Genomic DNA, 26,781 nt, shown 5'->3' on the forward strand with positions numbered 1-26,781 from the left:
TGCGGTTACCGTTGCGGATGCTTGATCGGATGGGTTCTGAAGGCGCGCAGCGCTGCCCTGAGTCCGGCGCGCAGCGCGAGCAGGCGCTGCTGCAGGCTGCGGCGGCCGGCACCGATCGCGGGGCTGTGCGTGCCCTGGGCGGGGTGCTTGCCGTTCATGGCTCAGCTCGCCTTGACGTGGAGACCGCACTCCTTGGTCTCCGGGTTTTCCCACCACCAGCGTCCGGCGCGCACGTCCTCGCCGACCGCGATCGCGCGGGTGCAGGGGGCGCAGCCGATGCTGGGGTAGAACTGGTCGTGCAGGGCGTTGTAGGGCACCTCGGCGAGGCGGATGTAGGCCCACACCTCGGTCTCGCTCCAGTCCGACAGCGGGTTGAGCTTCTCCAGCCCGTTGGCGGTGTCGGTCTCGCGTACCGGCAGGCCGGAGCGGGTGACCGACTGGGCTGCGCGCAGGCCGGTGATCCAGGCCTTGCGGCCGGTGAGCGCGCGACGCAGCGGCTCCATCTTGCGCACGCCGCAGCAGGCCTTGCGCAGCTCGACCGTGTCGTAGAAGGCGTTGATGCCGTGGCTGCGCACATAGGTTTCGACCGCGCCCGCGTCGGGGAAGTAGATCTCGAGCTTCGTGCCGTAGCGGCGCTCGACTTCGCCGATCAGGCTGTAGGTCTCGGCGGGGAGCCGCCCGGTGTCGAGCGAGAAGATGGTGATCGGCAGGCCGTTCGACAGGATGAGGTCGGTCAGCACCATGTCCTCGGCGCCGAAGCTGTTGGCGAAGGCGAGCTCGCCGTGCGCGCCGAACTCGGCGACGGCCTCGCGCAGCAGTGCGAGCGTGGCTGCGGACTTGGCACCCACGGTGGCGCGCAGTGCGTCGGTGAGCTGCGGGCGGGTGGCGGCGTTGGTCGGGGCGGGGCGCAGCAGGCTGACGGCGGCGTTCATTGCTGCACCTCGCGGCCGGTGCCGCGTTCGACGCGGCGGAACAGCGGCAGCGGGTCCTTCACCGAGCGCTGGTAGGGCTGGGTGAAGTCGTCGATGCTGGCCACCGCCGCCTCGAGCTGTTCGTCGGTGTAGCGCTCGGCTTGCGGCTGCAGGGCATCGAAGCCGCAGCGCGTCATGTAGTTGAACTGGTCGCGCAGGACCTGGCCGATCGCGCGCAGTTCGCCCTGGTAGCCGTAGCGGGTGCGCAGCAAGGTTGCCGCGGAGTAGCTGCGGCCGTCGGTGAACTTGGGGAAGTGCAGGCCGACGATCTGCAGCAGCCCGAGGTCGTCAGCGAGTGCGGCGACGTCCTCGCCCGCGGCCAGCCACACGCCCACCTCGCCGCTGCGCGCACGCGCCAGCAGCTCTTCGCGGCGCGCCTGCCATACGGCGAGCGGCACCAGCACGGGGCCGGCGGGCACCGCGATGTCGGCAGGCACCTCGCCTTCGGCGAGGCTCACGGTCAGGCGGTCGTCGGCGACGACGCGGCCGTTCTTGATGATCTTGTCAGACATGGGCGGCTTTCCTTTGCGGCTGGCGGTCGGCATACACGCGTGCCTTGAAGGGCTCGGTGCCGACGCGTTGTACGGTGTCGATGAAGCGCTCGTCCTCATGGCGCAGTTCGACGTAGGTTTCGAGCAGCTTCTCGATCACGCCCACGATCTCGTCGAGGGCGAAGGACGGACCGATCACCTTGCCGAGCGTGGTGCCGTTGCCCTGTGTGCCGCCGATGCTGACCTGGTACCACTCCTCGTCGTTCTTATCGACGCCGAGGATGCCGATGTGGCCGACGTGGTGGTGGCCGCAGGAGTTCATGCAGCCGGAAATGTTGAGGTCGATCTCGCCGATGTCGTGCTGGTAGTCGAGGTCGTCGAAGCGGCGCTGGATGGCGTCGGCGATCGGGATCGAGCGTGCGTTGGCGAGGCTGCAGAAGTCGCCGCCGGGGCAGCAGATGATGTCGGTCAGCAGGCCGATGTTCGGCGTCGCCAGGCCGGCGGCACGCGCCGCCTGCCACAGTTCGAAGAGGTCGGTGCGGCGCACGTCGGCGAGCGCGACGTTCTGCTCGTGCAGCATGCGCGCCTCGCCGAAGCTGAAGCGGTCGGCGAGATCGGCGATCAGGTCCATCTGCTCGGCGGTGACGTCGCCCGGGGCGGTGCCGGTCTTCTTCAGCGACAGGACCACCGCCGCGTAGCCGGGCTGGCGGTGGGCGCGCACATTGCGCTTGACCCAGGTGGCGAAGGCCTTGTTGCCGGCGAGGAGTTCGTCGAAGGCGGCGTCCTGCGCGGGCAGGGTCTCGTAGGCAGGCGGGGCGAAGTGGGCCGACACGCGCGCCAGCTCCGCCGCGGTGATGGTGTTGGGGCCGTCCTTGCCGTTGGCCCATTCTTCCTCCACCTGGCGGCCGAACTCTTCCGGCCCGAGCGCCTTGACGAGGATCTTGATGCGCGCCTTCCACAGGTTGTCGCGGCGGCCCCAGCGGTTGTAGACGCGCAGGATGGCCTCGCAGTAGCTGATCAGGTGCTGCCAGGGCAGGAAGGGCTTGATCTCCTCGCCCAGGATCGGGGTGCGGCCGAGGCCGCCGCCCACCAGCACGCGGAAGCCGAGCTCGCCGGCCTCGTTACGCACCAGATCGAGGCCGATGTCGTACACCCGCAGCACCACGCGGTCTTCGGCGGCGCTGTTGAAGGCGATCTTGAACTTGCGCGGCAGGAAGGCGAATTCCGGGTTGTAGGTCGCCCACTGGCGCAGGATCTCGGCGAAGGGGCGCGGATCGGCGACCTCGTCGGCGGCCACGCCGGCGAAGGGGTCGGCGGTGATGTTGCGGATGCAGTTGCCCGAGGTCTGGTTGGCGTGCATCTGCACGCTGGCCAGTTCGGCGAGCATCTCCGGCACGTCTTCCAGCTTCGGCCAGTTGAACTGCACGTTGGTGCGGGTGGTGAAGTGGGCGTAGCCGCGGTCGTAGCTGCGCGCGAGGTGGGCGAGCTTCCTCAGCTGGCGGCTGGCGAGGTGGCCGTAGGGCACCGAGATGCGGAACATCGGCGCGTGGCGCTGGATGTACAACCCGTTCTGCAGGCGCAGCGGACGGAACTCGTCGGCCGAGAGCTCGCCGGCCAGGTGACGCCGCATCTGGTCGCGGAACTGGGCGACGCGCTGGTCGAGCAGGCGCTGGTCGTGTTCGTCGTATTGGTACATATGGGCTCTCTCTGTCGTATGCGTGGATTCGGGCCGGGGAGGGGCGTCGCGTGCTTGGTCGCTGCGGCTCAGTGCGCCATCAGCTTGGCGCCGACCAGCACCAGCATCGTCGCCAGGATCGGGCGCAGGACGCGGTCGGGTACCTTGGTGGAAATGTGGCTGCCGAGCCAGATGCCGGGCAGCGAGCCGACCAGCAGGCTGCCCAGCAGCAGCCAGTCGACGCTGCCGAGAAACCAGTGGCCGATGCCGGCGACCGCGGTCAGCGGCACGGCGTGGGCGATGTCCGAGCCGACGATGCGTAGCGCCGGCATCGCCGGGTAGAGGAAGAACAGCGCGGTGACGCCGAGCGCGCCGGCGCCCACCGAGGAGATCGATACCAGCACGCCGAGCACGGCGCCGGTGAGCACGGTCAGGCGGGCGGTGCGCGCCGGATCGGCGGGGCGGCCACCCGAGCGCGTCGCGGCATAGGCCTGGATGCGCTTGCGGAAGATCAGCGCCACCGCGGTCAGCACCAAGGCGACGCCGAGCGAGACCTGGATCAGGTGGGCCGCGCCTTCGATGCCGCCGGGCGCGAAGTGTCCGATCAGCGCCAGCGTGATCGCCGCCGCGGGAATGCTGCCGGTGGCGAGCAGGCGGGTGATCTTCCAGTCCACCGTGCCCTTGAGTCCGTGCGCCAGGGTGCCGCCGGCCTTGGTGATCGCGGCGTAGAGCAGGTCGGTGCCGACGGCGACCGAGGGGTGGATGCCGAACATCAGCACCAGCAGCGGCGTCATCAAGGATCCGCCTCCAACGCCGGTCAGACCGACGATGGCACCGACTGCGAACCCGGCGATGGTGTAGGCGAAGTCCATGTAACGCGCTCCTGGATGTTGCGGCGCATCGTAAGGACTTCAGTTAAGCGCAAGAAGCGGTTTGCAGTTAGACTTTAAGAACTGGTTGTTATATCTAGCGCGCCATGAACCTGCAGCAACTGCGTTACGTGCATGAAGTCGCCCGTCGCGGGCTCAATGTCTCCGAGGCGGCCGACGCGCTGTTCACCTCGCAGCCGGGGGTGTCCAAGCAGATCCGCCAGCTCGAGTCCGAGCTCGGCATCGAGATCTTCACTCGCCACGGCAAGCGCCTGGTGGCGGTCACCGAGCCGGGGCGGGCGGTGCTGGCGATCGCCGAGCGCGTGCTGCGCGACCTCGACAACCTGCAGCAGGTGGGTGACGAATTCGCCAACGAGGCCGTGGGCCGCCTGTCGATTGCGACCACCCATACCCAGGCGCGCTACGTGCTGCCCGACGTGATCCGCCGCTTCATGCAGCGCTACCCGCAGGTCAAGCTCGAGCTGCACCAGGGCAATCCGCGCCAGGTTTGCGAGATGGTGCTCGACGGCAGCGCCGACATCGCGATCGCCACCGAGGCGATCGCCGAGTACGACGAGCTGGTGATGCTGCCCTGTTACCAGTGGAACCGCTGCGTGGTCGCCACCCCGCGCCACCCCATCCTGCAGGCCGCGCCGCTCACGCTCGAGGCGATCGCGCGCTATCCGCTGATTACCTACGACGACGCCTTCACCGGCCGCGGCCAGATCAACAAGGCCTTCCTCGGTCGCGGCCTCAAGCCCAAGGTGGTGCTCACCGCGATCGACTCGGACGTGATCAAGAAGTATGTCGAGATGGACCTGGGCATCGGCATCCTCGCGCGCATGGCCTACGACCCCGCGGAGGATCGCAGGCTCGGCATGGTCGATGCGGCCCACCTGTTCGAGTCGAGCACGACACGGATCGGCCTGCGCCGTCGCGCCTGGCTGCGCGCCTATGTGTACGCCTTCATCGAGGGTTTCGCGCCGCATCTGTCGCGGCGCATGGTCGAGGCCGCGCTCGCCGGCGGCGGCACCGATCCGGGGCTGTGAGGGGCGCGCCGGGGCGACGCAAGCACCGCCGCGTCAGGCGCGCTCGAACCAGCGCCGCAGACGTGCGCCGCGCAATCCGGCGCCGAGGCCCGCGATCAGGCGCACGCGCGCCTTGAGCGGGTCGAGCGCGCCGGCGTCGAGCCAGTTGGCGGGGGCGTTGCCATGGTGCCGCCGCACGCCGCCGCCGCAGCGGCTGGCGAGCACCACCGGTACCGCGTTGGGCAGTTCTTCCAGCGCGGGTCGCCAGGCCTCGGGCAGGCTGGCGTTGCCGGGCAGGGCCAGCACCAGGCCTGCGGCGCCATTGAGCAGCTGGGCGCGTGCGAGCGCGCGCGCCACCGCCGAGGCGAGTGCGGGCGAGCTGCCCGCAGCGACGGTGAGCAGCTCCACCGGCGGCAGGTGCTGCAACTCGTCCGGCAGCACGACACGGCTGTAGCGCGAGGGCGCGAGCGCGTGCAGCGCGGCGTCGCTGGCGAGCGTGGTGAGCGCGCCCTCGAACGAGAACGCATCGACCGCCGAGGGATGGCGCTTGGCGAGGGCCGCGGCCGGCAGGATGCGGTCGCCGACCACCGCGAGCACGCCCGAGCGTGCGGCCGCCGGGCGGCAGGCGAGCTCGACCGCCTGGTAGAGGTTGAGCGGGCCGTCGGCCGATAGCGCGGTGGCCGGGCGCATCGCCGCAGTCATCACCACCGGCTTGGTGGTGGCGACGGTGACGTTGAGGAAACAGGCCGTCTCTTCCAGCGTGTCGGTGCCGTGGGTGATGACGATGCCGTCGACCGCGGGGTCGTCCATCAGCCTCTGCACCCGGCGCGACAGCACCAGCCAGTGCTGTGGCGTCATGTCCTTGCTGTCGACGCTGAAGATCTGCGTGGCGTCGATGCGGGCGAGCTCGGCCAACTGGGGCACGGCGGCGAGCAGCGCCGCGGGGCCGAGCTGGCCGGCGGTGTAATCGCGGGTGTCGGTGGCCGAGCCGGCCGTGCCGGCGATGGTGCCGCCGGTGGCGAGGAGCGCGATGCGCGGCTTGCGCAGGATCTGGAGGGCGTTGTGCTGCGGGATCATGTGGGCGGGATTCGTCAGGGGGCGGTCAGGCGTTGCCGGTGTCGCGCAGCGCGACGATGCGCCGCTCGCGTTCCAGCTCGACCAGGCGTAGCGCGGCATCGGGGGGTATGCCGAGGGTCTCCAGCACCCAGCCGGTGAGCTTGAGGCTGGACTCGAGGGTTTCGGGCACCACCACCGAGGCGCCGGCCTCGCGCAGCAGCAGGGCATGCTTCTCGTCGCGCGCGCGGGCGATGATCCGCATCATCGGCACCATGCGGCGGATGCCGTGCACCGCGTGGATCGCGGCGGCGGTGTGGTCCATGGTCAGCACCACCGCGCGCGCCTGGTCGAGGCGCAGCTTGCGCAGCAGCTCCGGGCGGCTGGCGTCGCCGAACACCAGCGGCACCCCCGCCTTGCGCTGGTGGGCGATGAGCTGGGCATTGTTCTCGATGGCGACGTAGCCCACGCCCTGCTCTTCCAGCATCTGCCCGACCAGCTGGCCGACGCGGCCGTAGCCGGCGATGATCACATGCCCGCCGAGCTCGCCGAGCTCGGCGTCGTCCGCCTCGGCAGGCGGCGCGATGCGGCGGTCGATGCGGTCGCCCAGGCTCTGCCCGAGGCGCGCGATCACCGGCGCGGCGAGCATCGACACGCCGACCACGATCAGCATGAACTGGCCCACATCGCGCTCGAGCAGGCCCAGCGTGAGCGCCATGCCGATCACGATGAAGGCGAACTCGCCGCCCTGGCCGAGCAGCAGGCCGCCCTCGGCGGAGCGCCCCCAGGACAGGCCGAAAACGCGCAGCAGCACGAACACGATGAGCGCCTTCATGGCCAGCAGACCGACCACCGAGAGCGGAATCCACAAGGGCTCGGCGAGCAGCGCGCGCAGGTCGATGCCCATGCCCACCGACATGAAGAACAGGCCCATCAGCAGGCCCTTGAAGGGCTCGATGGTGATCTCCACCTCGTGGCGGAACTCGGTCTCGGCAATGATCAGCCCGGCGAGCAGGGCGCCGAGCGCCATCGACAGGCCGGCCACCCAGGTCAGCGCCGCCACGCCCAAGGTGGTCAGCAGGGTGAGCGCGGTGAAGGTGTCGGGTTGCTTGTCGACTGCGATCTGGTGGAAGAGCGGACGGACCACGCGGCGACCGACGAGGTAGATGCCCACCACGGTGAGCACGCCCTTGAGCATCGCGAGGCCGAGCAGGCTCGCGAAGCTGCCCTCGCCCGAGGCGGCACCGAGGATGCTGATCAGCACCAGCAGCGGCACCACCGCGAGGTCCTGGAACAGCAGGATCGCGAACGAGGCCTGGCCGAGCGGCGTGCCGAGTTCGTGGCGCTGGATCAGCAACTGCATGACGATCGCGGTGGACGAGAAGGCCAGCACCACGCCGAGTATGACCGCGGCCTCGATGCCGTTGCCGAACCACAGCGCGAGCCCCCCGACCGCCGCTGCCGAGAGCGCGACCTGCAGGCCGCCGAGCCCGAATACCAGCCGGCGCATCGACCACAGGCGCTCGACCGACATCTCCAGGCCGATCATGAACATCAGGAAGATGACTCCGAGCTCGGCGAGGAACTCCACCTGGTCGGGGCGCGCGAAGGTGAGCCACGACAGCGGCGGCCAGGCCTTTGCGAGCGAGGCGAGGCCGTAGGGGCCGAGCAGCACCCCGACCGACAGGAAGCCGAGCACGGGGTTGATCTTCAGGCGCGACAGCAGCGGCATCAGCACACCGCTCAGCGCGAGGAAGAGGATGATTTCCTTGAGGAAGGGAAAGCTTTCGTGGGCTTCCATGCGGGCCTTGTGCGAGGACTATCCGATCAGTCTACGCCACGCCACCCGCAGGCGCGGCGAAAGACTCGCCTTCCGGGTGCTCGTCGTCGCGGTCGGTCGGCGTACTGCCGGCTTCCTCTTCTTGCTGCTGCAGCAGCCACATCTGCGCATAGGCGCCACCCTGCGCCAGCAGCGGAGCGTGGCGGCCGCGCTCGACGATGCGGCCCTTGTCCAGCACGATGATCTCGTCGGCGTTCATGATCGTCGACAGCCGGTGCGCGATTACCAGCGCGGTACGCCCCTCTGCGGCCAACTCGATCTGCGCCTGGATGGCCTTTTCAGTCCGGGAGTCGAGCGCCGAGGTGGCTTCGTCGAAAATCAGGATCGCCGGATTTTTCAATAGCGCGCGTGCGATCGCCACGCGCTGCTTCTCGCCGCCGGAGAGCTTCAGGCCGCGCTCGCCGACCCGGGTCTCGTAGCCCTCGGGCAGCTGGCGGATGAAGTCCTCCAGCTGTGCGGCGCGCGCAGCGGCTTCGACCTCCTCGCGGCTGGCGCCGGGGCGGCCGTAGTGGATGTTGTAGTACAGCGTGTCGTTGAACAGCACCGTGTCCTGGGGGACGATGCCGATCGCCGCGCGCAGGCTGTCCTGGGTGAGGCTGCGCAGGTCGTGGCCGTCGATGCGGATCGCGCCGCCCTGCACGTCGTAGAAGCGGTACAGCAGGCGGGCGAGCGTGGACTTGCCCGAGCCGGAGTGGCCGACCACCGCCATCGTGCTGCCGGCGGGGATGTCGAAGTCCACGTCGAAGAGGATCGGGCGCTTGGCGTCGTAGGCGAAGCTCACGTTCTCGAAGCGCACGCTCGCCGGGCCGGTGGGCAGCGTATGGGCGTCGGGCGCGTCGGCGATCTCGCGGTGGGTGTGCATGAGGCCGAACATGCGCTCGATGTCGGTGAGCGACTGGCGGATCTCGCGGTACAGCACGCCGAGAAAGTTGAGCGGGATGTAGAGCTGGATCATGAAGGCGTTGACCAGCACGATGTCGCCGATCGTCATCTCGCCGCTCGCCACCCGGCCCGCTGCCTGCCACATCATCGCCGTCACCGCGACCGCGATGATCGCCGCCTGGCCGACGTTGAGCGCCGACAGCGAGTACTGGTTGGTCACCTGCGCCTTGGTCCACTTCTGCAATTGCTCGTCGTAGCGCCGCGCCTCGAACTCCTCGTTGTTGAAGTACTTGACGGTCTCGTAGTTGATCAGGCTGTCTATCGCGCGCGCGTTGGCGGCGGAGTCGAGCTCGTTGGCCTCGCGCCGCAGCGCGGTGCGCCAGTTCGTCACCTTGACGGTGAACACGATGTAGATCGTCAGCGCGCAGAGCGTGATGAGCGCGAAGACCGCGTCGTAGTTCGCGAGCAGGATGCCGATCACCATGCCGATCTCGATCAGCGTGGGCAGGATGGAATACAGCGTGTAGCTGATCAGCGAGCCGATCGAGCGCGTGCCGCGCTCGATGTCGCGCGTGAGCCCGCCGGTCTGGCGTTCGAGGTGGAAACGCAGCGACAGCGCGTGCAGGTGGCGGAATACGCGCAGCGAGATCTCGCGTACCGCCTGCTGGGTCACGCGCGCGAACACCACCTCGCGCAGCTCGGTGAGCAGCGAGGTCGAGAAGCGCAGCACGCCGTAGGCCAGCAGCAGCGCCGCCGGCACCACGATGAAGGCCTGCTCGGGGGTGATCGTGAGGCCGTCGATCAGGTGCTTGAAGATGATCGGCACCGACACGTTGGCGCCCTTGGCCGCCACCAGGCAGGCGAGCGCGAAGATCACCCGGCCCTTGTAGGCCCAGATGAAGGGGAACAGGCTCTTCAGCGTCTGCCAGTCGTGGCGCTCGCCGGTTGCGGGGGAGGGCAGGGCTGCGGAGGGGGCGCGTCTCATCGGGACTCTGCTGGGGCGGGGGGCGCCCGATTCTGTTGCGTGCGAGGGTACGAGTCAAACCGCAGGGAGATTCACACGAAGAATCAAATCCGCTTGACAGCACATAAATCGAAGGTATGATTCAAACAAACGTTTGAAATAGAAGCCGCCGATGACTGCAGTGCCGCCGACCGCGCCCCAGGACACCCGCGACCGCATCCTCGATGCGGCCGAGGGCTTGTTCGTCGAACACGGTTTCGACGGCACCTCGATGCGCATGATCACCAGCGCGGCCAATGCCAACCTCGCTGCGGTCAATTACCACTTCGGCAGCAAGGATGCGCTGGTGCAGGCGGTGTTCCGCCGTCGGCTGACCGCGCTGAATCAGGAACGTCTGGCCGAGCTCGACCGGCTCGAGGGCGAAGCCGGCGGTACGCCGCTCAGGCCCAGCGGCATCGTCGAGGCCTTCTTCGGCACCGCGCTGCGCATGGCGGCCGACACCGAGCACGGCGGACGCAGCTTCATGCGCCTGCTCGCGCGTACCTACAACGAGCCCAATGCCTTCGTACGCCAGTTTCTCGCCGAGGAATACGCCGAGGTGATGGATCGTTTCCTGGGTGCGCTGTTCGTTTCACTGCCGGAAGTGCCGCGCGCCGAGATCCTGTGGCGCTTCCATTTCATGACCGGGGCGATGGCGTTCGCGATTTCGGGGCTGGGCGGCCTGTACGAACTCGCTGGCCTGTCCGCGACCGATGACGACCCGCAGCGCCTGCTGCCGCGCCTGATGAGCTTCCTGCTCGGCGGGCTGCGCGCCCCGCTGCCAGGCGCGAACGCCTGATTTCGATGAGCTGGCGCGGCGCAGGCCGCCCGGCTGGTACGAGGAGATGACGATGTTGTGGATCTTGCTGGTTTCCCTCCCTCCCTTGGCAGGCGCGCTCGCCTACGGGCGAGCGCCTCTTTTTGCCTGGTTGGTGGCAGGGCTGGCGTGGCTGTTGGCTGCGGGCTGGGCGGGCAACTGGGGCTTCGGGTGGACGCTGCTGGCGATGCTGGTATTCGGCGGTGCGATGTGGGTGTTCCTGAGCGATTCGCTGCGCCGCGGCCGGGTCACCGCGCCGATCTTCAAGGCCTTCCGCGCGGCGCTGCCCACGATGTCGCAGACCGAAAAGGACGCGCTCGAGGCCGGCACCGTTTGGTGGGAAGGCGAGCTCTTCGCCGGCGATCCCGACTGGAAAAAGCTGCAGGCCTACCCGTGGCCCAAGCTCACCCCCGAGGAGCAGTCCTTCCTCGACAACGAGACCGACGAGCTCTGCCGCCTCACGCGCGACTGGGAATGCACCCAGCACGGCGACATGCCCGCCGAGGTCTGGCAGTACATCAAGGCCAAGGGTTTCCTCGGCATGATCATTCCCAAGGAGTACGGCGGCAAGGGCTTCTCGGCCTACGCGCACTCCCAGGTCGTCACCAAGCTGTCCACGCGCTCCTCGGCCCCCGCGGTCACCGTGATGGTGCCCAACTCGCTCGGCCCGGCCGAGCTGCTGCTGCACTACGGCACGCCCGAGCAGAAGCAGCACTACCTGCCGCGCCTGGCCTCCGGCGAGGAGATCCCGGCCTTTGCGCTCACCAGCCCGTGGGCGGGCTCCGACGCCGCCTCCATTCCCGACGCCGGCGTGGTCTGCAAGGGTGAGTGGAACGGCGAGGAAGTGCTCGGCATGCGCGTCAATTTCGACAAGCGCTACATCACCCTCGCGCCGGTGTGCACCGTGTTCGGCCTCGCCTTCCACCTCTACGATCCGGACCGGCTGCTCGGCGGTGACGAGGTCCTCGGCATCACCTGCGCGCTCATCCCGCACGACCACCCCGGCGTCGACATCGGCCGCCGCCACTTCCCGCTCAACGCGGTGTGGATGAATGGCCCGGTGCGCGGCAAGGACGTGTTCGTGCCGCTCGAGTTCATCATCGGCGGGCCGAAGATGGCCGGCCAGGGCTGGCGCATGCTGATGGAGTGCCTGGCCGCCGGGCGCAGCATCTCGCTGCCCGGCTCCAACACCGGCATGCAGAAGATGGTCGCGCGTGCCGTTGGCGCCTATGCCCGCGTGCGTTACCAGTTCAAGACCGCGATCGGCCGCTTCGAGGGCGTGGAGGAAGCACTCACCCGCATCGGCGCCAACACCTATCTGTCCGATGCCGCGCGCGTGATGACCGCTGGCGCGATCGACCTCGGCGAGAAGCCCTCCGTGGTGTCGGCCATCGTCAAGTACCACGTCACCGAGCGCGCCCGCCAGACGGTGAACGACGGCATGGACGTGATCGGTGGCAAGGGCATCTGCCTCGGCCCGCAGAACTTCCTCGGCCGCGCCTACCAGCAGGTCCCGGTCGGCATCACCGTCGAAGGCGCCAACATCCTCACCCGCAGCCTGATCCTGTTCGGCCAGGGCGCGATCCGCTGCCATCCCTATGTGCTCAAGGAGATGCACGCCGCGCAGCAGGGCGACCTGAACGCCTTCGACAAGGCGCTGTGGGGCCACGTCGGCTTCACCGTGTCGAACGCCGCGCGCGCGCTGATCATGGGCCTGACCGGGTCGCACTTCGTCAAGGTCCCCGGCGACGTCGCGCCGGAGACGCGGCGCTACTACCAGCAGCTCACCCGCTTCTCGGTCGCCTTCGCCTTCATCGCCGACATTTCCATGGGCACCATGGGCGGCGCCCTGAAGCGCAAGGAGAAGCTCTCCGCGCGCCTGGGCGACATCCTGTCGCTGATGTATCTGGCCACCGCCACGCTCAAGCGCTACGAGTCCGAAGGCCGCCATAGTGCCGACGCGCCGCTGATGCACTGGGCGATCTGGGACTGCATGTTCCGCATCCAGCAGGCCTTCGAGGGCGTGATCGCGAACTTCCCCAACAAGCTCTTCGCCTTCGTGCTACGCCGCGTGGTGGTGTTCCCGCTCGGTCGCCCTTACGTCGTGCCCTCGGACAAGCTCGGCCACAAGGTCGCCACGCTGCTGCTCGAACCCTCGCCGACGCGCGACCGTCTGACCGCGGACGTGCATCTTCCCACCGACATCGAGGACCCGGTCGGCGCGCTCGAGGCCGCGCTCGCGGCGACGCTGGCCGCCGAGCCGGTCGAGGCCAAGCTCAAGGATGCCCGCCGCCAGGGCCGCTTCGATCCGAAGAACCTCGCCTCGGGCGATGTGGACGAGATCTGGCGCGTGGCCCTGCACGCCGGCGTGATCGACGAGCGCGAGTTCGCGCTGGTCGAGCGCCGCAATGCGCTGCGCAACAAGGTGATCCGCGTGGATGACTTCCCCTACGACCTCGACCTCAAGGCCGCCGTCCAGGCCATGCCCGAGCGTTCGCCGGCGCAGCAGGTGAGTGCATGAACGCGAGCGCACGGCATTCCGAAGGCAAGCACGCGCGTCCCGCGGGGAAGACGGCGGCGAGTCCGGCGCCCAGGCCGATCTACATCGTCGATGGCGCGCGCACGCCCTTCCTGAAGGCGAAGAACGCGCCCGGCCCCTTCACCGCTTCCGACCTCGCCACTGCCGCAGGCAGCGCGCTGCTGATGCGCCAGCCCTTTGCCACGGACCAGCTCGACGAGGTCATCCTCGGCTGCGCCAGCCCCTCGCCCGACGAGGTCAACATCGGCCGCGTGGTGGCGCTGCGCCTGGGCTGCGGCAACCAGGTGCCGGGCTGGACGGTGATGCGCAACTGCGCCTCGGGCATGCAGGCGATCGATTCGGCGATCGCCAACCTGCAGTGCGGCCGCAGCCAGCTCGTGCTCGCCGGCGGTGTCGATGCGCTCTCGCATGCGCCGCTGCTGTTCTCCGAAAAGATGGTGCGCTGGCTCGCCGGCTGGTATGCGGCACGCAGCACCGGCGACCGGCTGGCGATGCTGAAGAGCTTCCGCCTCGGCCATCTCGCTCCGGTGATCGGCATCATGAAGGGCCTCACCGACCCGATCGTCGGCCAGTTGATGGGGCAGACCGCCGAGAACCTGGCGTGGAAGTTCGGCATCACGCGCGAGGACATGGACGCCTTCGCGGTCGAGAGCCACCGCCGCGTGTGCGCCGGGCAGGACGCCGGGCACTACGCCGACGAGATCGTCCCGCTGATCGACCGCGACGGCCAGGTCCATGCGGCCGATGACGGTGTGCGGCGCGACTCCTCGATGGCCAACCTCGCCAAGCTGAAACCCTTCTTCGACAAGAAATACGGTCGCGTCACCCCGGGCAACAGCTCGCAGATCACCGACGGCGCGGCCTGGCTGGTGCTGGCCTCGGAAGAGGCGGTCGCGCGCCATGGCCTGAAGCCGCTCGGGCGCATCGTCGATAGCCAGTGGGCGGGCCTCGCGCCCGACCAGATGGGGCTCGGCCCGGTGCACGCCTCGATGCCGATCCTGCAGCGCCATGGCCTGGCGCCCAATGATCTCGACGCCTGGGAGCTCAATGAGGCCTTCGCCGCGCAGGTCATCGCCTGCCTGCGTGCCTTCGAGGACCACGACTACTGCCGCACGCACTTCGGCGTCGATGCGCCGGGTGCTCCCGAGGCGTCACGGCTCAACGTGGATGGCGGCGCGGTCGCGCTCGGCCACCCGGTTGGCGCGAGCGGTGCGCGCATCGTGCTGCATCTGCTCGAGGTGCTGCGCCGCAAGGGCGGCGGGCGCGGCCTGGCGACCATCTGCATCGGTGGCGGGCAAGGCGGGGCGATGCTGGTGGAGACGGTGTGATGAGCGCGAACATGCAACAAGACTGGAAGCACTGGCGCCTGCGCCGTGAAGACACCGGCCTGGCCTGGCTGGAGCTGGACAAGGCGGACGCGAGCGCGAACGTGCTGTCGTCCGAGGTGATGAGCGAATTCGCCCGCGTGCTCGACGCGCTCGACGCCGCGCCGCCCAAGGCGCTGGTGATCGCCTCGGCCAAGCCGGCCGGCTTCATCGCCGGCGCCGACATCGAGGAGTTCTCGCGGCTGGATTCGGTGCTCGCCGCGCGCATGCTGGTCGAGCGTGGCTGGCTGCTGTTCAAGCGCCTCGCCGCGCTGTCCTACCCGACGCTGGCGCTGATCCGCGGCCACTGCATGGGCGGCGGCCTGGAGCTCGCGCTCGCCTGCCGCTACCGCATCGTGGTCGACGAGCCGGGCACCAAGCTCGCGCTCCCCGAGGTCATGCTCGGCATCGTGCCCGGCTGGGGCGGCATGCTGCGCCTGCCCGCGCTGATCGGCCCGGCCGCGGCGCTCGATCTGATGCTGACCGGCAAGAGCGTCGATGCGAAGAAGGCAAAGCGCCTCGGCCTGGCCGACGACTGCGTGCCGGCGCGGGTGATGGAGTCGGCCGCGCGCATCGTGGCGCTCGGCGGCAAGCCCGCCCGAAAACTGCCAGTGCAGGAGCGTGCCACGCGCTGGGCCATGAACGGCCCGCTGCGCAAGATGGTCGCCGACAAGGCGCGCGCCCAGGCCGCACGCAAGGTCAGCCGTGCCAACTATCCGGCGCCCTTCGCCATCGTCGATATCTGGGAAAAGTACGGCGGTAACGCGCTCGACGTGCCAGCCAGCGACCCGTCCTCGCTCGACGCCATCTTCACCTCGCCCACCGCGCGCAACCTGGTGCGCGTCTTCCACCTGCAGGAGCGCCTGAAGGCCTTCGGCAAGGACAGCGACTTCGCGCCGCGTCATGTGCATGTGGTGGGCGCCGGCGTGATGGGCGGCGACATCGCCGCGGTGTGCGCGCTGCGCGGCATGACGGTGACGCTGCAGGACCAGTCGGTCGAGCGCATCGCCCCCGCCATCGCCCGCGCCGCCAAGCTCTTCGACCGCCGCCACAAGGGCGATGCGAAGCAGGTGCGCTTCACCCTCGACCGCCTGATCCCCGACCCCAAGGGCGAGGGCGCCGCGCGCGCCGACGTGATCATCGAAGCGATCTTCGAGAACCTGGACGCGAAGCGCGCGCTGTTCGCCGACCTCGAGGCACGCGCGAAGCCGGATGCGGTGCTCGCCACCAACACCTCCAGCCTGCGCCTGGAAGACATCGCCACCGCGCTGAAGAACCCCTCGCGCCTGGTCGGCATCCACTTCTTCAACCCGGTGCCGATGCTGCCGCTGGTCGAGGTGGTGCAGGGCGAGGCTACCGACGCCGAGGTGCTGCGCCGCGCCACCGGCTTCGTGCGCCGCATCGACAAGCTGCCGCTGCCGGTGAAGAGCGCGCCCGGCTTTCTGGTCAATGCCGTGCTCGGCCCCTACATGCTCGAGGCCCTGCGCTGCGTCGAGGAAGGCGTCGCGCCCGAGACGGTGGATGCTGCGCTGGTCGAATTCGGCATGCCGATGGGACCGGTGGAACTGGTCGATACCGTGGGCCTGGACATCGCCGTGGCCGCGGGCAAGGCGCTCGCGGGCGAGGGCGCCGAGCCGCCCGCGCGGCTGCTGAAGCTGGTCGGCGAAGGCAAGCTCGGACGCAAGAGCGGCGAGGGGTACTACCGCTGGGTGGATGGCAAGGTGGTGAAGGGAACAGGCAAAGACGCGGCGAAGGGGCTGCTCGGCGGACTTCTGAGCAGGCTGCGGGGCAAGCCCGCGTCGGAGGCGCCGCCGCCCATCCCCGCCGGCCTGGCCGAGCGTGTGCTCGCGCCCCTTCTGGCCGCGACCCGGCGTTGCGTCGAGCAGGGCGTGGTTGCCGATGCCGATCTGGCCGATGCCGGCGTGATCTTCGGCACCGGCTTCGCGCCGCATACGGGCGGTCCGTTGAACTATTGTGAAAGCAAGGGAAAACCCGACTAGAAACCCCTCAGCGAGGTGGCGGATGGTGCGGACATCATAGGTGACTCGCATGTACGGCCACCTTGCTGCGAGAGATGGCGACCGCAGCCGGGCATGCAGGATGGTTTGCAGCAATCAGTCGCACCCCCCCAGGGCGCCGGGGTGCAGATTCCGATACCAGGTGCCAGGCACGCCACCGGGAGAAACCCGGGGCATTTTTTGATCGAAGTGAGGAGACCCGAAATGCAGAAAACCCTGATCGCCCGTGTGCTGCCTGCAGCAATGCTGGCCCTTGCCAGCGGCACCGCCTCGGCGGCCGGCTTCCAGTTGCTGGAACAGAACGCCAGCGGCATCGGCAACGCCTACGCCGGCTCGGCCGCGGTGGCCGAGAACGCCAGCACGATCTTCTTCAACCCGGCCGGCATGACGCAGTTGCAGGCGCGCGAGGTGTCCGCGGGGCTGTCGTTGGTGCGGCCGAGTTTCAAGTTTACGGATCAGGGGTCGAGCGCGGGCGTGCTCTCCGGCAACGCTCAGGACGCAGGAGACTGGGCGGCGCTGCCGAATGCTTACCTGTCGTGGGCGCTGAACAAGGATCTCTACGTCGGTGTCGGCATGGGCGCCCCGTTTGGCCTCGTGACGGAGTACAACCGTGACTGGATCGGCTCGGCACACTCGATCAAGTTCGATATCAAGACGATCAACATCAACCCGTCGATTGCGTGGCGCGTGAATGAGAAGGTCTCGTTCGGCTTTGGTCTGAACTGGCAGCGCATGGAGGCGGAGTACGTGCGCCGGGCAGGTATCGTGGATCTCCCGGCGGGTGCAGGTGGGGTGCCTATTCCCCGTCCTTTGAGCCAGTCGTTCGCCACGCTTGATGCGGATGATGACTCCTGGGGCTGGAACGTCGGGGCACTCTTCACTGTTTCCGATGCGACCAAGGTCGGCGTCTCCTATCGCTCGAAGATCAAGCACGAACTTGAGGGAAGCCTGTCGGTGACGGGGCCGAATCCGGTGTTCAACACTGTGGGCTCGTCTGGTGCGAATGCCACAGTGGAACTGCCTGATACGTTTATTTTCAGTGTCGCCCACGAGCTTGACCCGAAGTGGGAGCTGCTTGGTGATATCTCCTGGACTGGCTGGAGCAGCGTCGACAAGGTCGACATCATGCGCAGTTCCGGAGCCCTGGCTCAGACCCTGGATACCGACTTCCAGGACACCTGGCGCGTCGCGCTCGGCGCCAACTACCAGCTCAACGACGCATGGAAGCTGAAGTTCGGCGTGGCCTTCGACGAGACGCCGGTCAAGAACGCCGAGAAGCGCCTGACCTCGCTGCCCGACAACGACCGCATCTGGTTTTCGTTCGGTGGGCAGTGGAAGCCGAGCAAGGCTTCCGCGCTCGACATGGGCGTGTCCTACCTGTACGTGGACGACACGAAGATCAACAACGGCAACGCGGCTGATCTGAGCAAGGGCCTCGTCAAGGGCGAATACGATTCCAGCGTCTGGATCCTTGGCGCACAGTACTCGATGTCGTTCTGAACGACGCTTCATCCGTGGCCCGCGCTCCTGGCGGTGCGGGCCGTTTTGATTGCTGCCGATCGCCGGGCGTAACGTGAGAGCCATGCGCGCACGGGACGCGCATCTCCCAAAACCAATGCTTGAGTTCAGCATTTTCCCGCCATCCGGAGAACCGCATGAGCCGTCTCATCATCCGTAAAGTCGCCGTGCTCGGCGCCGGTGTCATGGGGGCGCAGATCGCCGCCCATTGCGCCAACGCCGACGTGCCGGTGATCCTGTTCGACCTGCCGGCCAAGGAAGGCCCGGCCAACGGCGTCGTCGACAAGGCGCTCGCCGGCATGAAGAAGCTCGACCCCGCGCCCTTCGCCGCCAAGGACCGCGCGCAGTACGTCGAGGCCGCCAACTACGGCAGCGACCTCGCCCGCCTGGGCGAGTGCGACCTCGTCATCGAGGCGATCGCCGAGAAGATGGAGTGGAAGCTCGACCTCTACGCCAAGGTCGCGCCGCACCTGAAGGCGGGGGCGATCTTCGCCTCCAACACCTCCGGACTGTCGATCGAGGCGCTCGCCACGGGCATGCCGGCCGATCGCCGCAGCCAGTTCTGCGGCATCCACTTCTTCAACCCGCCGCGCTACATGCCGCTGGTGGAGCTGATCCCCATTGCCGCCACCGACGCGGCGCTGCTTGACGGCCTCGAGGCCTGGCTGACCACGCACCTGGGCAAGAGCATCGTGCGTGCCAAGGACACGCCCAACTTCGTCGCCAACCGCGTCGGCGTGTTCTCCATCCTCGCCGTGCTGCACCACACCGCCCGCCTCGGGCTGGCCTTCGACGAGGTGGACCTGCTCACCGGCCCGCGCATCGGCCGTCCGAAGAGCGCCACCTTCCGCACCGCCGACGTGGTTGGCCTCGACACCCTGGTGCATGTGCTCGGCACCATGCAGGCGACGCTGCCCGACGACCCCTGGTGCGCGCACTTCAGGACGCCCGAGTGGCTGCAGGCGCTGATCGCCAAGGGCGCGCTCGGCCAGAAGACCAAATGCGGCATCTACCGCAAGCAGGGCAGGCAGATCCAGGTGCTGGACCTGCATCTGCAGGACTACCGCGAGAGCGGCGGCGAGGTGCTCCCCGAGGTGGCCGAGATCCTCAAGCTCAAGAACCCGGCGGAGAAGTTCGCCCAGCTCGCCGCGCACCCTCATCCGCAGGCGCAGTTCCTGTGGTCGATCTTTCGCGACGTGTTCCACTACTGCGCGGTGCATCTGGGCGACATCGCAGACAGCGCGCGCGACATCGACCTCGCGATGCGCTGGGGCTTCGGCTGGGCGCAGGGGCCGTTCGAGACCTGGCAGGCTGCGGGCTGGAGGGCAGTCGCCGAAATGATCCGCGACGACATCGCGCATGGCCGCGCCATGTCCGCGGTGCCGCTGCCGGCCTGGGTGTTCGAGCGCGAGGGTGTGCATGCGCCGGCCGGCTCCTACAGCGCGGCCGAGGACACCCTGAAGGCGCGCTCCGCGCTGCCGGTGTACCAGCGCCAGCTCTACCCCGACCGCGTGCTCGGCGAGGCGCCGGACGACCGCGGCGAGACCCTGTGGGAAAACGCCGGCGTGCGCCTTTGGCGGCGCGCCGATCAGGATGCGCGCATCGGCATCGTGTCGATCACCTCCAAGATGCACGCCGTGGGCGACGAGGTCATGGACGGCCTGCTCGAGGCGATCGCACGCGCCGAACGCGAGCTCGATGGCCTGGTGATCTGGCAGCCGGCGCCGTTCGCGGTGGGTGCCAACCTGCAGCAGGTGGGCGAGGCCTGCCGTGCCGGGCAGTTCGACCTGCTCGAGGCCATGGTGGCCAAGTTCCAGCGCACCTCGATGGCGATCAAGCACGCACAGGTGCCGGTGGTGGCCGCGGTGCAGGGCATGGCGCTGGGCGGCGGCTGCGAGTTCGTCATGCACGCCGCGCACCGGGTGTTCGCGCTCGAGAGCTATGTCGGCCTGGTCGAGGCGGGCGTCGGCCTGATCCCGGCCGGTGGCGGCTGCAAGGAGTTCGCGCTGCAGGCGCATGCGTTGGCGCAGCGCGCTGCGGGCGGCGACGTGTTCCCCTACATCCAGAACGCCTTCCAGACCATCGCCATGGCGACCGTGGCCAAGAGCGCGCTCGAGGCCGTGCAGCTCGGCTTCGGTCGGGCGGGCGACGATGTGCTGTTCAACGCGCACGAGATCCTTTTTGCTGCGATCCGCCGCGCGCGCGCCATGGCCGAGTCGGCCTGGCGCCCGGCGCTGCCGAACCCGGCGGTCACCGTGGCCGGGCGCAACGGCATCGCCACCTGCGAAATGATGCTGGTGAACATGGCCGAGGGCGGCTTCATCTCCGCCCACGATTACCGCGTCGCCAAGGCCGCGGCCACCGCGCTGTGCGGCGGCGAGGTCGACACCAACCGGCGCGTGAGCGAGCAGTGGATCCTCGACGTCGAGCGCGCGCAGTTCGTCGAGCTGCTCAAGACCGAGCCCACCCAGCAGCGCATCGCGCACATGCTGCAGACCGGCAAGCCGCTGCGCAACTGAGGGAGAACCAGACAATGAGCAAACAGATCCAGGACGCCTACATCGTCGCCGCAGTGCGCACGCCGGTGGCCAAGCGCAACGGCGCCTTCCGCCACGTGCGCCCCGACGACATGCTCGCCAGGGTGCTGCGCGAGGTGGTCGCCAAGGTGCCCGGCCTAGACGCCACCGAGATCGGCGACGTCATCACCGGCTGCGCGATGCCCGAGGCCGAGCAGGGCATGAACGTGGCGCGCATCGGCCTGCTGCTGGCCGGCCTGCCCGATCGTGTGCCGGGCATCACCATCAACCGCTTCTGCGCCTCCGGTCTGCAGGCGGTGGCCGACGCCGCCAGCCGCATCCGGCTGGGCGAGGCGGACGTGATGATTGCCGCCGGCACCGAGAGCATGAGCGCCATGCCGCAGATCATGGGCAACAAGGTCAGCCTCAACCCCGAGGTCTTCGCCCGCGCCGAGAACGTTTCGATCGCCTACGGCATGGGCCTGACCGCGGAGAAGGTCGCGCAGCAGTGGAAGGTGAGCCGCGAGGACCAGGATGCGTTCGCCGTCGAGTCGCACCGGCGCGCCTGCGCCGCGATCGCCGCCGGCCAGTTCGCGGACGAGATCCTGCCCTATGCGGTGAAGTCCTATGCCCCGGGTGTCGACGGCACGGTGCGCATCACCGAGCGCCTGGTCGAGCACGACGAGGGCCCGCGTCCGGACGCCGCTGCCGACAGGCTCGGCAAGCTCAAGCCGGTGTTCGCCGCACGCGGCTCGGTGACCGCGGGCAACAGCTCGCAGATGTCCGACGGCGCCGCGGCGGTGCTGCTGATGAGCGAGACCGCGTTAAAGCGCTACGACGTGACCCCGATCGCGCGCTTTTCCAGCTTCGCGGTCGCCGGCGTGCCGCCCGAGGTCATGGGGATCGGCCCCGTCGAGGCCATCCCGCGTGCGCTTGCGCGTGCCGGCGTGGCGCTGGCCGACATCGGCTGGACCGAGCTCAACGAGGCCTTCGCCGCGCAGGCGCTGGCGGTGATGCGCCAGCTCGGGATGGATCCGGCGAAGGTCAACCCGCTCGGTGGGGCGATCGCCCTCGGCCACCCGCTCGGTGCCACCGGCGCGATCCGCACCGCCACCCTGATGGCGGCGATGCAGCGCGACCCCGGCCTGCGCTACGGCATGATCAGCATGTGCATCGGCACCGGCATGGGTGCGGCGGGGGTGTTCGAGCGCGTGTGAGCGTGACCGGCGCACGGGAAGTCCATCCCCGACTTCCCTTGCGCCGAGCTTCTACCATGCTGAGCGTGAGCTGTCGTTTTGGAGGGCGCCTCGCGTGCTTCGGGAGCGCATCCCATTTGCAGCATTCTCATGCGAACGGAATTTCTTGGCCGGTTGATGGCGCGCTCGGCGTATTGTGGATTTCACCTAGTTCGCTGCCTTCGGGTATTCCCCGGCGTGATCGTCTGGTAACAATCTTTTATAATCCGCGCGTTTATCGACGCGGGACCGCCTCCGGCGTCCGGACGCCTGGCGCTCCCGGATGCGTTGACGGCGCCCGTGCCTCCAGTGGAATCAACGGGCGAGAAGCGCATGATCAGAATCAAACGCGGTCTGGACCTGCCCATCGCCGGCGCGCCCGAGCAGCGCATCGAGGCCGGCAGGCCGGTGCGCAGCGTGGCCGTCGTCGGCTTCGACTATCACGGCATGAAACCGACCATGGCGGTGCAGGTCGGTGACCGGGTGAAGCTCGGCCAGGTCCTGTTCTCCGACAAGAAAACGCCCGGTGTGGTCTTCACCGCGCCGGGTGCCGGCACCGTCAGCGCCATCCATCGCGGCGAGCAGCGCGTGCTGCAGTCGGTGGTGATCGACCTCGACGGCGATGATGCGGTCGAATTCACGCGCTACACGGACGCCGAACTCGACAGGCTCGACGACGCGACGGTGCGCAGCAAGCTGATCGACTCCGGACTGTGGACCGCACTACGCGCGCGGCCCTTCAGCAAGGTGCCGGCGATCGACGCGAATCCGCACTCGATCTTCGTCACCGCGATCGACACCCATCCGCTCGCCGCCGACCCGACCGTAGTGATCGCCGAGCACACGGACGACTTCGCTCGCGGCGTGCGTGTGCTCGCGCGCATCGCGCCGGTCGTCGTGTGCCACGCCGATGGGACCCGGATGCCCTGTTCCGGGCTGGCCGACGTGCGCACCGAGACCTTCGCCGGCCCGCATCCGGCCGGCCTCGCCGGCACGCACATCCATTTCCTCGATCCGGTGCATGCCGAGAAGTCGGTGTGGTCGCTCAACTACCAGGACGCGATCGCGATCGGCAAGCTCTTCTCCACCGGCCGCCTGTGGACCGAGCGCGTGGTGTCGATCGCCGGCCCCATGGCCGCGAAGCCGCGCCTCGTGCGCACCCGCCTCGGCGCCAACCTCGACGAGCTCGTCGCCGGCGAACTGAAGACCGGCAAGAAGGTGCGCGTGATCTCCGGCTCGGTGTTCGGCGGGCGGACCTCGCGCGGAGCCTGCGCCTTCCTCGGGCGCTACCACCTGCAGGTGTCCTGCCTGGAAGAAGGCTCCGAGCGCGAGATGCTGCACTACCTGCGCGCCGGGGCGAACAAGCACTCGGTGATGAACCTCTACATCTCCAAGCTCTCGCCGGGCAGGCTGTTCGACTTCACCACCTCGACCAACGGCTCGCCGCGCGCGATGGTGCCGATCGGGAACTACGAAGAGGTGATGCCGCTCGACATCCTGCCCACGCAATTGCTGCGCGCGCTCATCGTGGGCGACACCGACATGGCGCAGAAGCTCGGCTGTCTCGAGCTGGACGAGGAAGACCTCGCGCTGTGTTCCTACGTGTGCGCGGGCAAGTACGAATACGGTCCCATCCTGCGGGACAACCTGACCCGCATCGAGAAGGAGGGTTGAGCATGAGTCTGCGCTCCTGGCTCGACAGCATCGAGCATCATTTCGAGAAGGGCGGCAAGTACGAGAAGTACTACGCCTTGTACGAGGCCGTGGACACCGCGCTCTACAAGCCGCCCCTGGTCACCCGCAACACCGCCCATGTGCGCGATGGTCTCGACCTCAAGCGCATGATGATCACGGTGTGGCTGTGCACCTTCCCGGCGATGTTCTTCGGCATGTGGAACGTCGGCTACCAGGCCAACACCATCCTCGCCGGCAGCGCCGAGCTGATGGCGGCGCAGGAAGGCTGGCGCATCGCGCTCACCAGCGCGCTGGCCGGGCTCGATCCCGCGAGCCTGTGGGCCAACTTCCTGCACGGGGCGACCTACTTCCTGCCGATCTACCTGACGACCTTCATCGTCGGCGGCTTCTGGGAGGTGCTGTTCGCCTCGATCCGCAAGCATGAGGTCAACGAGGGCTTCTTCGTCACCTCGGTGCTGTTCGCGCTCACCCTGCCGCCCGACACCCCGCTCTGGCAGGTGGCGCTGGGCATCAGTTTCGGTGTGGTGATCGCGAAGGAAGTCTTTGGCGGCACCGGCAAGAACTTCCTCAACCCGGCGCTCGCCGGCCGCGCCTTCCTGTATTTCGCCTACCCGGCGCAGATGTCGGGCGACGCGGTGTGGACCGCGGTCGACGGCTTCACCGGGGCCACCATGCTGTCTCTCGGCGCTGCCGGCGGGATCGAGGCGGTGGCCGGCGCCGGCATCGACTGGATGAGCGCCTTCCTCGGCACGGTGCATGGCTCGATCGGCGAGACCAGCACGCTCGCCATCCTGATCGGCGGTGCGGTGCTGCTGGTGATGAAGATCGCCTCGTGGCGCATCGTCTCCGGCGTCATGCTGGGCATGGTCGCCACCAGCCTGATGTTCAACGCGATCGGCTCCGACACCAACCCGATGTTCGCCGTGCCCTGGCACTGGCACCTGGTGATGGGCGGCTTCGCCTTCGGCATGATGTTCATGGCCACCGATCCGGTGTCGGCCTCGATGACCAACACCGGCAAATGGATCTTCGGTGCGGTGGTGGGGATCATGACCGTGCTGGTGCGCGTGGTGAACCCCGCCTTCCCCGAAGGCATCATGCTCGCCATCCTGTTCGGCAACCTTTGTGCGCCGCTGATCGACCACTTCGTGGTCACGGCCAACATCAAGCGGAGGCTTGCGCGCAATGTCCAATAGAGAATCCACAAGCCGAACGCTGATGGTGGCGCTCGCGGTCAGTCTGGTGAGCTCGGTCTTCGTCGCCGGCGCGGCGGTGTCGCTGAAGCCGGTGCAGGTGGAAAACCGCCTGCTCGACAAGCAGCGCAGCATCCTTTCGATTGCCGGCCTGGGCGATGCCGAGATGTCTTCGCGCGAGGTCAAGGATCTCTTCGCCGGGCGCATCAAGGCGCGCGTGGTCGATCTGCAGACCGGCGAATACACCGACGCCCACGATGCCCAGCTTTTCGACCCGCTCAAGGCTGCGCGCGATCCCAAGCTCTCCGACGCCCTCGACGGCGAGGAAGACATCGCGCTGATCAAGCGCCGCGAGCGCTTCACCACGGTCTACATGGTGGAGAAGGACGGCAAGCTCGAATCGCTGATCCTGCCGGTGCGCGGCTACGGCCTGTGGTCCACGCTGCATGGCTTCGTCGCCTTGAAGGGCGACCTCAACACCGTGGTCGGCCTCGGCTTCTACCAGCACGCCGAGACACCGGGCCTCGGCGGCGAGGTCGACAACCCGAAGTGGAAGGCGCTGTGGCCCGGCAAGGTGCTGTTCGACGCGCAAGGCAAGCCCGCGATCCACATCGTCAAGGGCGGGGTCGATCCGGCCAGCCCCGACGCGAAGCACCAGGTCGACGGCCTCGCCGGTGCCACGCTGACCAGCAACGGCGTCGACCGGCTGCTCCAGTTCTGGCTCGGCGAACAGGGCTTTGGCCCCTATCTCGCCAAACTCCGCACCCAGGGGGTCTGATCATGTCCAAGCCCACCGTCAAGGAAGTCCTCCTCAACCCCATCCTCAACAACAACCCGATCGCGCTGCAGATCCTCGGCATCTGCTCGGCGCTCGCGGTCACCTCCAACCTCAAGACCGCGGTCGTGATGTCGATCGCGCTGACCCTGGTGACGGCGTGCTCGAGCATGTTCATCTCGATGATCCGCAGCCAGATCCCGAGCTCGATCCGCATGATCGTGCAGATGGTGATCATCGCCTCGCTGGTCATCGTGGTGGACCAGCTCCTGCGCGCCTACGCCTTCAGCCTGTCCAAGCAGCTTTCGGTGTTCGTCGGCCTGATCATCACCAACTGCATCGTGATGGGCCGTGCGGAAGCCTTCGCGATGCAGAACCCGCCGCTGCTGTCCTTCATGGACGGCATCGGCAACGGTCTCGGCTACAGCGCGATGCTGATCACGCTCGGCGTGATCCGCGAGCTCTTCGGTGCCGGCAAGCTGTTCGGCATCGAGATCATCGCGCTCGCCAAGGACGGCGGCTGGTACGTGCCCAACGGGCTGCTGCTGCTGCCGCCCTCGGCCTTCTTCCTGATCGGCCTGATCATCTGGGGCCTGCGCACCTGGAAGAAGGAGCAGGTCGAGAAGCCTGCCTTCCGGATGGCGCCGCAGGTCGTGGAAAAGGAGGCCTACTGAAATGGAACACCTCATCAGCCTGTTCGTGCGCTCCGTGTTCATCGAGAACATGGCGCTGTCCTTCTTCCTCGGCATGTGCTCGTTCATCGCGATCTCCAAGAAGGTCGAGACCGCGATCGGCCTGGGCGTGGCGGTCGTCGTCGTGCAGGCGATCACCGTGCCGGCCAACAACCTGATGTACAACCTGCTGCTGCGCGAAGGCGCGCTGGCGTGGGCGGGGCTGCCGGAGGTCGACCTGTCCTTCCTCGGCCTGCTGTCCTACATCGGCGTGATCGCGGCGATCGTGCAGATCCTCGAGATGCTGCTCGACAAGTACATGCCCAGCCTCTACAACGCGCTCGGCATCTTCCTGCCGCTGATCACGGTCAACTGCGTGATCATGGCCGGCTCGCTGTTCATGGTCGAACGCGACTACACGCTTGCTGAAAGCGCGGTGTATGGCGTGGGCTCGGGCGCATCCTGGGCGCTGGCGATCGCGCTGCTCGCCGGCATCCGCGAGAAGCTCAAGTACAGCGACGTGCCCGAGGGCCTGCAGGGCCTGGGCATTACCTTCATCACAATCGGCCTGATGTCGCTCGGCTTCATGTCGTTCTCGGGCGTGCAGCTCTAAGGAGACCGTGCAACG

The 26,781-nt window shown here is 68.2% G+C and carries 21 protein-coding genes; 13 read left to right on the forward strand and 8 right to left on the reverse strand.

What is annotated here, in order from left to right; all coding sequences use genetic code 11:
* Positions 1-5 precede the first annotated feature (5 nt).
* From PO78_RS23200 to PO78_RS12825, 5 genes are all read right to left on the reverse strand, one after another.
* Positions 6-158, reverse strand: a complete 153-nt coding sequence (locus PO78_RS23200) for a hypothetical protein (protein ID WP_004300900.1) — start codon at positions 156-158, stop codon at positions 6-8.
* A gap of 3 nt (positions 159-161) precedes the next feature.
* Positions 162-932: a phosphoadenylyl-sulfate reductase gene (locus PO78_RS12810; RefSeq protein ID WP_004300901.1), complete on the reverse strand. Its 771-nt coding sequence runs from the start codon at positions 930-932 to the stop codon at positions 162-164.
* Entirely contained in the window at positions 929-1,483 is a 555-nt protein-coding gene (locus tag PO78_RS12815; RefSeq protein ID WP_004300903.1) for a DUF934 domain-containing protein, read from the reverse strand. The genes PO78_RS12810 and PO78_RS12815 overlap by 4 nt, the downstream gene beginning before the upstream one ends.
* Positions 1,476-3,158, reverse strand: coding sequence for a nitrite/sulfite reductase (locus PO78_RS12820; protein WP_043744208.1), 1,683 nt, complete (start codon positions 3,156-3,158; stop codon positions 1,476-1,478). Before PO78_RS12820 ends, PO78_RS12815 begins: the two co-directional genes overlap by 8 nt.
* A 68-nt stretch (positions 3,159-3,226) precedes the next feature.
* Positions 3,227-4,009: a sulfite exporter TauE/SafE family protein gene (locus PO78_RS12825; protein ID WP_004300907.1), complete on the reverse strand. Its 783-nt coding sequence runs from the start codon at positions 4,007-4,009 to the stop codon at positions 3,227-3,229.
* A gap of 104 nt (positions 4,010-4,113) precedes the next feature.
* Between PO78_RS12825 and cysB the strand changes: the two genes are divergently transcribed.
* Positions 4,114-5,055, forward strand: coding sequence for an HTH-type transcriptional regulator CysB (cysB, locus tag PO78_RS12830; RefSeq protein WP_043744211.1), 942 nt, complete (start codon positions 4,114-4,116; stop codon positions 5,053-5,055).
* Between the two features lie 33 nt (positions 5,056-5,088).
* Here cysB and PO78_RS12835 read toward each other — a convergent pair whose 3' ends face one another.
* From PO78_RS12835 to PO78_RS12845, 3 genes are read right to left on the reverse strand one after another with little or no spacing between them, the layout of a single operon-like run.
* Positions 5,089-6,111, reverse strand: a complete 1,023-nt coding sequence (locus tag PO78_RS12835; RefSeq protein ID WP_004300911.1) for an asparaginase — start codon at positions 6,109-6,111, stop codon at positions 5,089-5,091.
* 25 nt (positions 6,112-6,136) lie between these two features.
* A complete protein-coding gene (locus PO78_RS12840) occupies positions 6,137-7,888 on the reverse strand; it encodes a cation:proton antiporter domain-containing protein (protein ID WP_043744216.1) in 1,752 nt (583 codons plus the stop codon).
* Positions 7,889-7,919: 31 nt separating this feature from the next.
* The gene (locus PO78_RS12845; protein ID WP_043744218.1) at positions 7,920-9,794 is read right to left on the reverse strand and encodes an ABCB family ABC transporter ATP-binding protein/permease; all 1,875 of its coding nucleotides are present in this window, start codon (positions 9,792-9,794) and stop codon (positions 7,920-7,922) included.
* 151 nt (positions 9,795-9,945) lie between these two features.
* Between PO78_RS12845 and PO78_RS12850 the strand changes: the two genes are divergently transcribed.
* The 12 genes from PO78_RS12850 to nqrE all read left to right on the forward strand — a co-directional run bounded on the left by PO78_RS12850 (position 9,946) and on the right by nqrE (position 26,766).
* On the forward strand, positions 9,946-10,611 hold the full coding sequence (locus PO78_RS12850; RefSeq protein WP_043744221.1) for a TetR/AcrR family transcriptional regulator: 666 nt from the start codon (positions 9,946-9,948) through the stop codon (positions 10,609-10,611).
* 52 nt (positions 10,612-10,663) lie between these two features.
* Positions 10,664-13,150, forward strand: a complete 2,487-nt coding sequence (locus PO78_RS12855; protein WP_043744225.1) for an acyl-CoA dehydrogenase — start codon at positions 10,664-10,666, stop codon at positions 13,148-13,150.
* Entirely contained in the window at positions 13,147-14,496 is a 1,350-nt protein-coding gene (locus PO78_RS12860) for an acetyl-CoA C-acetyltransferase (protein ID WP_082047758.1), read from the forward strand. The genes PO78_RS12855 and PO78_RS12860 overlap by 4 nt, the downstream gene beginning before the upstream one ends.
* The gene (locus PO78_RS12865; RefSeq protein ID WP_043744228.1) at positions 14,496-16,532 is read left to right on the forward strand and encodes a 3-hydroxyacyl-CoA dehydrogenase NAD-binding domain-containing protein; all 2,037 of its coding nucleotides are present in this window, start codon (positions 14,496-14,498) and stop codon (positions 16,530-16,532) included. The genes PO78_RS12860 and PO78_RS12865 overlap by 1 nt, the downstream gene beginning before the upstream one ends.
* Before the next feature lie 222 nt (positions 16,533-16,754).
* A complete protein-coding gene (locus PO78_RS12870) occupies positions 16,755-18,050 on the forward strand; it encodes an OmpP1/FadL family transporter (protein ID WP_043744230.1) in 1,296 nt (431 codons plus the stop codon).
* A 155-nt stretch (positions 18,051-18,205) separates the two neighbouring features.
* Complete coding sequence (locus PO78_RS12875; RefSeq protein WP_043744233.1) at positions 18,206-20,587, forward strand: 3-hydroxyacyl-CoA dehydrogenase/enoyl-CoA hydratase family protein; 2,382 nt, start codon at positions 18,206-18,208, stop codon at positions 20,585-20,587.
* A gap of 14 nt (positions 20,588-20,601) precedes the next feature.
* On the forward strand, positions 20,602-21,801 hold the full coding sequence (locus PO78_RS12880; RefSeq protein ID WP_043744237.1) for an acetyl-CoA C-acyltransferase: 1,200 nt from the start codon (positions 20,602-20,604) through the stop codon (positions 21,799-21,801).
* Positions 21,802-22,152: 351 nt separating this feature from the next.
* Positions 22,153-23,493 carry a Na(+)-translocating NADH-quinone reductase subunit A gene (locus PO78_RS12885; protein ID WP_004300934.1) on the forward strand — a complete coding sequence of 447 codons (1,341 nt, stop codon included), beginning with the start codon at positions 22,153-22,155 and terminating at the stop codon, positions 23,491-23,493.
* A gap of 2 nt (positions 23,494-23,495) precedes the next feature.
* Positions 23,496-24,710, forward strand: coding sequence for an NADH:ubiquinone reductase (Na(+)-transporting) subunit B (locus tag PO78_RS12890; protein WP_043744241.1), 1,215 nt, complete (start codon positions 23,496-23,498; stop codon positions 24,708-24,710).
* A complete protein-coding gene (locus PO78_RS12895; RefSeq protein ID WP_012584651.1) occupies positions 24,700-25,485 on the forward strand; it encodes a Na(+)-translocating NADH-quinone reductase subunit C in 786 nt (261 codons plus the stop codon). Before PO78_RS12890 ends, PO78_RS12895 begins: the two co-directional genes overlap by 11 nt.
* A gap of 2 nt (positions 25,486-25,487) precedes the next feature.
* Complete coding sequence (locus PO78_RS12900; RefSeq protein WP_004300940.1) at positions 25,488-26,156, forward strand: NADH:ubiquinone reductase (Na(+)-transporting) subunit D; 669 nt, start codon at positions 25,488-25,490, stop codon at positions 26,154-26,156.
* Between the two features lies 1 nt (position 26,157).
* Positions 26,158-26,766, forward strand: a complete 609-nt coding sequence (nqrE, locus tag PO78_RS12905; RefSeq protein ID WP_004300942.1) for an NADH:ubiquinone reductase (Na(+)-transporting) subunit E — start codon at positions 26,158-26,160, stop codon at positions 26,764-26,766.
* The last annotated feature ends 15 nt before the right edge of the window (positions 26,767-26,781 follow it).

It is taken from the genome of Thauera sp. SWB20 (genome assembly GCF_000831325.1).
GTDB lineage: Bacteria > Pseudomonadota > Gammaproteobacteria > Burkholderiales > Rhodocyclaceae > Thauera > Thauera aminoaromatica.